This window comes from Allobosea sp. CRIB-10, from assembly GCF_900112185.1.
Taxonomy (GTDB): Bacteria; Pseudomonadota; Alphaproteobacteria; order Rhizobiales; family Beijerinckiaceae; genus Allobosea.
In genome coordinates this window covers 1-8,511 of sequence record NZ_FOKP01000053.1, presented here as the reverse complement: position 1 = coordinate 8,511, position 8,511 = coordinate 1, and the positions used below count along the sequence as shown (strand labels likewise).

The following is an 8,511-nucleotide window of genomic DNA, read 5'->3' as shown; positions in this document are numbered from 1 at the left end:
GGTCGCGCATATCCAGGGAGGCGCGGCGTGAACCGCAACGAATTCGGCCCGGTCAAGAATTTCACCGCCGCCGGCGCGATCAAGCCCCGCCGCGTTGTCGCCTTCGCCGCGACCGAGGGGCAGGTCGAGACCGCTGCCTCGGCGACCGCCAAGACGCTGATCGGCGTCACCGGCGTCATCGGCGCCGTCGCCGCCGGCGAGCGTGTCGACGTCTATTTCGGTGACGTCCAGACCGTCGAGGCCGGCGCGCCCTTCGCTCAGGGCGTCAGGCTCACCGTCGACGCCGAGGGCCGCGTCATCGCCGCCGCTCCGGCCGCGACCGTCACCCAGCAGATCATCGGGACCGCCTTCGGCGTGTCCACGGCGCTGGGCGAGCTCGTGCCGGTCCATATCCAGCCCGGCGCGCTCTCCAACGCCGCCAACTCCTGATCCGCCGATCGCGGCGCACTGACCAGAGGCCCCCATGGCGAAGCTCGACAACCAGCAATTCCAGACCGACGCGTCGCTGACCGCGATCGCGATCGCCTATCGCAATCCCGACGTCGTCATGATCGCCGACGAGGTTCTGCCGCGCGTGCCGGTCGGCGGGCGCAGCTTCAAATGGACCGAATATCCCGAGAGCGAGATGTTCTCGGTGCCGGATACCCGGGTCGGCAATCGCTCGGCGCCCAATCAGGTCGAGCTTCAGGGCGAGCAGAAGGATTCCGGCGTCGTCGACTTCGGCATCGACATCCCGCTCGACAACCCCACGATCGCCGAGGCCGAGCGTGCCGGCTACAACCCGCGCAACCGCGCGACCGAGCTCGCCACCAATATCGTGCTGCTCGATCGCGAGATCCGCGTCGCCGCCACCGTGACCGACGCGTCGGCCTATCACGCCGACCAGAAGCTCGCCGCGACCGCAGCCGCTTTCTTCGATGCCGCGGCCGACCCGTTCGAGAGCATCGACGCGATGCTCGACGCCTGCTGGATGAAGCCGAACCAGCTCACCTTCGGCCATGCCGCCTGGCGCGCCTTCCGCAAGCACCCGAAGGCGGTCCAGGCGGTCAAGGGCACCACCACGGCGAGCGGGCGGCTCACCCGGCAGGAGGTCGCCGAGGCCTTCGAGGTCGGCCGCATCCTGGTCGGGTCCGGCCGCGTCAACGTCGCCCGTCCCGGGCTCGCTCCGACGATGCAGCGGACATGGGGCAACACCATCAGCGGTCAGTTCATTGACCGGAGCGCCACGACCGAGACCGGCGGCCTGACCTTCGGCTTGACCGCGGTTCACGGCACCCGCGTCGCCGGCACCAAGACGGTCGATATGGGCCTGCATGGCGGCCAGATCGTCCGCTCCGGCGAGAGCGTGCGCGAGCTGATCGTCGCCCGCCGGGCCGGCTTCCTGATCAGCCTGAGCTGATCGCTTTCCGGGTTGCCGGCTGTCTTGACGTTCTGCCCCGTCCACCTCCGGCCGGGGCAGCGGTGAGGACAGGAGATCGCCATGAAGCTCTACCGCGCGAAATGGAACGTGCTGGACGACACCGGAAAGACGGTCGCGCCCGGCGGCGAGGCCAAGCTCGACGCGTCCGCCCTCGCGTTGATCGCGGCCGGCGCGATCGAGCCCGACCCGATCGGCGACGTTCCGCCGCCCTCCGAGGACGAGCGCCTCGCGGCGGTTCTGGCGATCGTGCCGGGTCTGGCCGTGGGCGATTTCACCAATGGCGGCCAGCTGCGCGCGGAGGCCCGGCGCCGCATCGCCGCCGAGCTCGGTTTCGAGCCGAGCGACGACGAGATTCGTGCCGCGGCCGATGCCTACGCAAAGGCCGGCTCCAGGGCCTGACGAGATACCCCGAGGGGCGGTCCGGTACGGCTCGCGAGGCCCCCGGCACCCGGTGGGAGCCCGATCGCCGGATCGGTGCAGGGGTTCAGCCCGCCGCCCGCACACCATCGAACGTCCCGGCGGATCCGGGTGGAGGCCGCCAGCTCGGTCCGCCGGGTGAAACGCCCGGCTCCTTGCTCGTTTGGAGAGGCCAATGACCACGACAGTTATCGTCAAGGCGAACCACGGCTGGCCTGTCACGGTCATGCAGGTCGACCCGGCCTCGTGCAGGACCATCGGTGAGCCCGTCACCGTCGAGCCCAGCACCGAGCGGACCTTCTATGTCCATAGCGGCGCGGACCTGCATGTCCATGAGGTGCAGCCGGCGACTGAGGTCGCCGCGGATCCGGTAGCGTCCCATCGGGGACTGCCTGTCGCCGGATACCGCCCGCAGACGGAAGGCGCCGTCGCGACGGTGAACGCGAACAAGCGCATGGAGGAGCTCCTGCTGCGCATGCTCGATGCTCTGCAGGGAGACTTGACCGTCGATCAGCGCTGGCTGGCGATCGGCCGCTCGCAGATCGAGCAGGGGTTCATGGCGGTGAACCGCGCCGTGTTTCGGCCTGAGCGGCTGAAGGGCGACATCGACACGCTGGGCGACGCGAGCACGCTGTGACCTACGCGACGCGCGCAGACATCGAGGCGATCTACGGGGCGTCCCATCTCGCCACGCTGGTCGCCCATGACGTCGATCTCGACGTCGCGGTCGGCCGCGCCCTCGACGCGGCGGCGCGCCAGATGGAGCCCTATCTGCGCAAGCGCTATCGCCTGCCGCTGCCGGCCGGCGCCTCACAGATGCTGATGCAGTGCGCGATCGACATCGCCTGCTGGCAGCTCGCGCCCGCCGGCGACCGGATCAGCGAGCAGATCGAGAAGCGGGCGAAGCTGCGCCTGGAGTTCCTGCGCGAGCTCGCGGCCGGCAAGGTCGACCTCGTCGAGCTCGACACCTATCTGCTGCAGCCGGCGGCCGAGGGCACGGTCTCGGAGGGCTCGACCTCCGGCGCCTCCTTCTCGGCCGACCAGCGCCGCTGGCCCGCCGGCGGAGACATGCTGTGAGCACGCTGCAGGTCTCCATCGATGTCTCCGGGCTCGGCTCGATCGAGACCCTGCTCGGCCGGCTCAACCCGTTTCAGGGCGAGCAGCTCCTCGAAGCGCTCGCCCGCCTCATCCGGGAATCGGTGCGCGAACGCCTCATCGCCGGCGGCCCGTCTCCGGACGGGGCGGCCTGGGCGCCGAACAGCGAAGGCCGCACGCCGATCCTGCATCGCAGCGGAGCGCTCGCCCGTTCGATCGACTATGCGGTATCGGGCATGCAGGCCGTCATCGGCTCCGGCCTCATCTATGCCGCGATCCATCAGTTCGGCGGCACGATCGTGCCGAAATCGGCATCGCGGCTCGCCTTCAGCATCGGCAACCGCCTGGTCTTCGCCAAGAAGGTGACGATGCCGGCGCGGCCCTATATCGGCCTCTCCGCCGACGACAGGGCCGAGCTCGTCCAGGCCGCCGTGCTCTATCTGCGGAGGCTGTTCGGATGAGCCGCACAGCCGCACTCCTCAGCGCCGTCGCCGCCGTGCTCTCGGCCGCCAGGCGCGAGAACGATGCCCGCCTCTTCACGGATGCTCGCGCCGAGCTCGATCGCTACGACTTCGCCGATCTCCTCAAGGATTCGCAGCGGGCGCCCTATGCTCGCGTCTGCCTGCTGCGCGCCAAGCCGGTGCTGCTCGCGGACGGCGGCAGCGACCTCGATCTGTCGGTCGCGATCGTCGTCGTCGCCGGCCGCGAGGGCCGCAGCAACCCGGCCGTCGCCTCGGCCGACATCGCCGCCCTCGGCCTGCTCGACGGCGCCACGGCGGCGCTGATGGCCGATCCCTATGTCGGGCTCACCAAGCTCTCCGCCGCGGCCTTCGGCGACCAGCTCGTCGTCGCCAGCGAGCAGACCACGAAACAGGGCCTGTGCATCGCCCTGATGGAGGTCAGCTGGACCCTGCGCCAGTACCAGGTGCCGCGGCCTCTGGTGCGGCGCGTGCTGGACGATCAATGGGCTCTGCAGGCCGTCGCGCTGGGCGATGGCCCGGCCGAGCCGCCGCCGATCGGCTGGACGCCGCCGGAAGGGAGCGAGCCATGAGCGGCGAGCGCGATCTGCGTAAACGGCTGGCGGCGCTGGAGCGGCGCCTTTCGATGATGATCATGGTCGGGACCGCCGACACCAATCAAGGCGCCAAGACCAAGGTTCGCTTCGACGATGCGGGCGTCGACGGCGGCAAGCCCTTTTCCTCGCCGTTCCTCAACCAGGCATCGCACTCCGGCAAGGGCGGCGCCGGCGTCTCGGATTTCACCAAGATCGGCAAGGGCCAGCCGGTCCTGGTCTTCTCGCCTGGCGGCGAGCTCGGCAAGCACTCGCGGATCCTGCCGGGCGGCCCGGTCGACGATCACCCGTCGCCCGGCGCCGCCGAAAGCGACGGCAAGGTCATCGCCATCGGCGACGCCACGGTCGCCATCAAGGACGGCGAAATCAAGCTCTCGGTCGGCGGCGTCTCGATCACCCTCGGCGGCGGCAAGATCACGCTCAAGGCCGGCGCGATCGCCATGGAGCAGGGCTGATGGGCGGCATCACCGTAGAGGTCGAGGACTCGGCCGGCGGCACGCAGCTCGCCGGCGGCCAGGGCTTCGTGCGCGTCGACGGCAAGCTCGTCGTGGTTCTCGGCGATCCGGTCGAGCCTCATCCGCTGGGCCCGCCGCACGATACTGCGCCGGTCATGGCCGAGGGCTGCGACTGGCTCACCATCAACGGAATTCCGGTGTGCCGCGAAGGGCACGCCGCGAACTGCGGCCATCCGACGACCGGCCGCGCCTGGGTTCAAGTGACGTGATGAAGGACGATCCGATGACCGAGAAGAAGGCCTACCGCACCACCGAGCTCGCCGGCTATTTCGTCGCCGGCCAGCGTGTCCCGTCCGTCCAGGACGGCGACGGCAATCGCGCGCCGAAGGTCGGCCATGTGCTCTACCTGACCGAGGAAGAGGCGAAATACGAGGAGCTGCAGGGCGCGATCGAGAAGGCCGACAGGCCGGTCGTCGCCGCACCGCTCTCGCCCGGCAAGGGCGCTTCAAAGCCGGTTGAAGCCTGATGCGCCACGGCTTCGACGCGACGACGGGGAAACCGTTGAGCGGCTGGGCGCATTGCGTCCAGTCGATCGCGGTCATTCTGACGACCCGGATCGGGTCGCGCGTCATGCGTCGGGCCTTCGGCTCGCTCGTGCCGGAGCTGCAGGACCGCAACGCGACGCCGCTCCTGATCATGCAGGTCTATGCCGCCGTCGCCGCGGCGCTTCGCGCCTATGAGCCCGGCTTTCGGCTGCGCACGATCCAGCTGTCGCGGTCCGGGGCGGACGGCATCTTCGCCTTCCAGATCAGCGGCATCTTCTACCCGCGTGGTCATCTCGGCGACTATTCGATCAGCGAGACGCGCAGCGCCGTCCTGGCCGCCAACGACAACGGCTTCCGCATGGCGGAGGTCGCATGAGCAGGATCGCCGAAGCCCTCGACCCGACCCGGCTGCCCGCGTTCCGGCTGGTCGAGATCGATTATGAGGCCGAGCAGATCGCGCTCCTCGCCGGCGTCAAGGCACGCTTCGAAGCCAATGGCGTGCCCTTCGATGTCGAGACGCTGGAAACCGACCCGGTGATCTCGCTGACCCAGGAGTTCAGCTTCCGCAAGATGCTGACGCTCCAGCAGATCGAGGACGCCGGCAAGCGCCTGATCATCGTGACGTCGCATGGCGCTGCGCTCGACCATCTCGCCGCCACTCATTACGCCGATCTCGGTTTGGCCCGCCTGGCCCTGGTCGAGGATCCGCGCCCGTTCGCCAGCCATCCCGAGGATTGGGAGGCCGACGACCGGTTCAAGCGGCGCATCCTGCTCGCGCCGGACGCTCGCACACCGGGCACCCTCGGCGGCTACGAATTCTGGGCTCTGACAGCCGCTCCTCACCTCGTCGATGCGCGCGCCCTGAACCACGCCTCCGGCCTGGTCGGCCCGGGCCAGATCCTGGTGGTGCTGCTCGGCGGCGAGAACGAGGCCGAGCAGGTCGACCTCGCTCGCAAGTTCTTGCTGCGCCGCGATGTCAAACTCGGGACCGACACTGTCAGCGTCCGCGCGGCGACGCGGATCACGACGCGTGTCGTCGCCGATCTTTCAATACCTGCGGGGCCATCGCCGGATCTGGTGAAGGCCGAGGTGATCAGGCGTCACGATGCCTATGCCGCCGATCGGCGGCGGATCGGCAGGACGGTGCTGCTCTCGAAACTCAACGCGGTGCTGGTGACCGACAGCGTTGCGGCGGTGACGCTCTCCTCGCCTTCGGCCGCGATCGACCCGGGGCCTGACGGCGTCGTCGAGTTCGAAACGCCGATCCTCACAGTCACGGTGCCCGGCCATGGCTGAATCGTCGCAGCTTCCGGACAATGCCCGGCGCTTTTGGCGCTCGCTCAGCGAAGCCGTTGCCGAGTGGTGGGATCCGCCGGTCGCGCTGCTCGACACGCTCGACGACGCCTGGCGCATCCCGGCCCGGCTCCTGCCGTATCTGGCCGCCGGCCGGTCCGTCGATCTCTGGAAGGACGGCTGGACCGAGAGCAAGAAGCGCTCGGTCACCGATCGCTGGATCGCCCTGTCGCGCCGGCGCGGCGTCGAGACGACCTTCGCCGCGATGCTGGAGATCATGGACGCGCGCCTGGTCGAGTTCCTGGCGCCGCCGCAAGGCCTGTTCCCGCGCCAACCCTGGACCGAGGCCGAGCGCCGGGCCTGGCGCGAGCAATTCCCGGAGCTGCGGGTCTATCCGCGCCGCAACCGTCATACGCCACCGCGCGGCCTGCTCGTCGTCGGCCAGCCCTGGCTCGGAAGCCGCACGATCCTCCGCAGGAGCATCGCCTCAGCCTATGGCGGCCAGCGCGCCACCATCGTCGCCGATGGCGTCGAGCGGCCGGTGCCGATCCGGGTCGATGTCGGCGCCGGCGAATTCGCGCGCGGCCTGTTCCGGGTGATGCTGCCGACGACGGCGCGGCGGCTTACGCTGCCCGCGATCCTCGGCAAAGCCTTCGTCCCGCGCGCTTCGACCGCCGAGAGCCGCAGCTATCGCTATGGGGACGCTGCGTCGCGCGCCGACCTGCTGCTGCCCGGCCAGCCGATCTCGATCGAGCCCGAGCGCATCGCCGCGGCTCACACACTGCCCGGCGGCTTCGCGCCGGGCGGCACGCTGCCGATGATCCTGCGGGCCTCGCGGGCGGCCGACCACGTCTACTCCAGCATCAGGATCTACGATCCGGCCAAGGGCGCGGTTTCAAGGCCGTCGAAGCCGGGCGGCTGGATCCTCGGCCGCAGCAAGTTGCGCCAGGCCGCTTTCACGTTGCGGCTCACGGTCGATGCCAGCCGCAAGCATCATGGCGGCTTCGTCGTCGGGCGCTCACTGCCGATGGCTGCCCGCGGCTTCGACGACAGCAAGCTTCAGGACGTCTTCGCCGCGGCCCGCGCCGCCAAGCTCGGCCGCGATCGCGTTCTGATCCGCACCTCTCTGCACCGCCCCGTCACCGCCGGCGACGGTATCCCGCTCGACGGCAGCCACCGCCTCGGCGACCTCATCACCGACCTCTAGGAGCGTCACGTGAAACTCAGCCCCATCTTCCGCGATTCCTATGAGGTCACCGACGACGACCTCGACGGCATGGTCGTCAACATCAAGAAGTCCGACGACGATATCGCCTATGACGCCATCCAGAGAGGCCGCCGCTTCACCGGCTTTCCGGTGACGGCGAGCTCGGCGACGCAGGTCAACGTCGGCGCCGGCCGGCTCTGGTTCGACGGCAAGCGCTACTATTCCGACGATCCTGGCGGCGTGACGCTCGACCTCAACAGCCTCAAGCCCGGCCTGCAGAAGCGCATCGTCGCGATCGTCGCCTGGCCGGAAGAGATCGAGACCAATCTGGAGACGCGCGACTACGAGATCGACGCCGAGACCGGCGTCAAAGAGCCGCGCCAGGTCAATACCGAGACGTTCCGGCATGCGCGGCTGGAGGCCGTCGCCGGCATCGAGGCCGTCTCGCCCGTCAATCCGGTGATCGAGAGCACGGCCGTCATCCTCGCCTATGTGCGCATGGCGGCTTCGGGCATTGAGGCGATCACGCGCAACGACGCAGCGCTGCTCGACAATCTCGGCGACGTCGCCGTCCGAGTTTCATCGCTCGAGGACTGGCGCGAGGAGGTCTCGCCGAAGATCGACACGCTCGGCACCGAGCTCGCCCGCATCCAGTCGCAGCTCGGCAGCCTCTCGAACCAGGGCCTGGTCTATGCGCTCGCCCAGGATGTCGCCGAGTTGAAGGAGAAGAACGATCTTCCTTCGGCCTTCGTCGCCTATCGCAGCGACTCGTTCTTGGACGCCTCGCGCTCGGACACGACGGTTCCGGGCTATGCGGCCAAGACCGAGGAGGGGCTGCGCTTCCCGACGGCCGCGGTCGATGAGCACCAGCTCGCGCTGTTCAACCCCTACAATCCGGATGTGAAGGTCTCCGGCACCGGGATCTTGCTGCCGGCCTATGACGAGATCGGCTCGCGCATCGTGAAGGGCGGCGTCGGCGAGATGAGCCTGGCGCAGTATGCCTACGA

Annotated in this window: 14 protein-coding genes; all 14 read left to right on the top strand. The window is 69.3% G+C overall.

All coding sequences use genetic code 11. From position 1 onward, the window contains the following. On the top strand, positions 1-429 hold a 429-nt coding region (locus BMZ69_RS31835; protein ID WP_210188133.1), incomplete at its 5' end, for a capsid cement protein. Between the two features lie 34 nt (positions 430-463). Then, positions 464-1,399, top strand: a complete 936-nt coding sequence (locus tag BMZ69_RS30535) for a major capsid protein (protein ID WP_092163780.1) — start codon at positions 464-466, stop codon at positions 1,397-1,399. Positions 1,400-1,480: 81 nt separating this feature from the next. After that, positions 1,481-1,819 (top strand): hypothetical protein, encoded by a 339-nt coding sequence (locus BMZ69_RS30530; protein WP_092163779.1) that lies wholly within the window; start codon positions 1,481-1,483, stop codon positions 1,817-1,819. 193 nt (positions 1,820-2,012) lie between these two features. After that, positions 2,013-2,474: an Acb2/Tad1 domain-containing protein gene (locus BMZ69_RS31965; RefSeq protein ID WP_210188132.1), complete on the top strand. Its 462-nt coding sequence runs from the start codon at positions 2,013-2,015 to the stop codon at positions 2,472-2,474. Beyond that, positions 2,471-2,914 (top strand): DUF1320 domain-containing protein, encoded by a 444-nt coding sequence (locus tag BMZ69_RS30520; RefSeq protein ID WP_092163778.1) that lies wholly within the window; start codon positions 2,471-2,473, stop codon positions 2,912-2,914. Before BMZ69_RS31965 ends, BMZ69_RS30520 begins: the two co-directional genes overlap by 4 nt. After that, entirely contained in the window at positions 2,911-3,393 is a 483-nt protein-coding gene (locus tag BMZ69_RS30515) for a phage virion morphogenesis protein (protein WP_175507058.1), read from the top strand. Before BMZ69_RS30520 ends, BMZ69_RS30515 begins: the two co-directional genes overlap by 4 nt. Then, positions 3,390-3,983: a hypothetical protein gene (locus BMZ69_RS30510; RefSeq protein ID WP_092163776.1), complete on the top strand. Its 594-nt coding sequence runs from the start codon at positions 3,390-3,392 to the stop codon at positions 3,981-3,983. The genes BMZ69_RS30515 and BMZ69_RS30510 overlap by 4 nt, the downstream gene beginning before the upstream one ends. Further along, a complete protein-coding gene (locus tag BMZ69_RS30505; RefSeq protein ID WP_092163775.1) occupies positions 3,980-4,459 on the top strand; it encodes a hypothetical protein in 480 nt (159 codons plus the stop codon). Before BMZ69_RS30510 ends, BMZ69_RS30505 begins: the two co-directional genes overlap by 4 nt. Then, positions 4,459-4,728, top strand: coding sequence for a PAAR domain-containing protein (locus tag BMZ69_RS30500; RefSeq protein ID WP_092163774.1), 270 nt, complete (start codon positions 4,459-4,461; stop codon positions 4,726-4,728). Before BMZ69_RS30505 ends, BMZ69_RS30500 begins: the two co-directional genes overlap by 1 nt. Before the next feature lie 14 nt (positions 4,729-4,742). Further along, positions 4,743-4,985, top strand: coding sequence for a hypothetical protein (locus BMZ69_RS30495; protein ID WP_139219316.1), 243 nt, complete (start codon positions 4,743-4,745; stop codon positions 4,983-4,985). Continuing rightward, the gene (locus BMZ69_RS30490) at positions 4,985-5,380 is read left to right on the top strand and encodes a GPW/gp25 family protein (RefSeq protein ID WP_092163772.1); all 396 of its coding nucleotides are present in this window, start codon (positions 4,985-4,987) and stop codon (positions 5,378-5,380) included. Before BMZ69_RS30495 ends, BMZ69_RS30490 begins: the two co-directional genes overlap by 1 nt. Beyond that, positions 5,377-6,300 (top strand): baseplate J/gp47 family protein, encoded by a 924-nt coding sequence (locus BMZ69_RS30485; RefSeq protein ID WP_092163771.1) that lies wholly within the window; start codon positions 5,377-5,379, stop codon positions 6,298-6,300. The genes BMZ69_RS30490 and BMZ69_RS30485 overlap by 4 nt, the downstream gene beginning before the upstream one ends. After that, positions 6,293-7,504, top strand: coding sequence for a phage tail protein I (locus tag BMZ69_RS30480; protein WP_092163770.1), 1,212 nt, complete (start codon positions 6,293-6,295; stop codon positions 7,502-7,504). Before BMZ69_RS30485 ends, BMZ69_RS30480 begins: the two co-directional genes overlap by 8 nt. 9 nt (positions 7,505-7,513) lie before the next feature. Then, positions 7,514-8,511: hypothetical protein (locus BMZ69_RS30475; RefSeq protein ID WP_139219315.1), on the top strand; the 998-nt coding region annotated here is incomplete at its 3' end.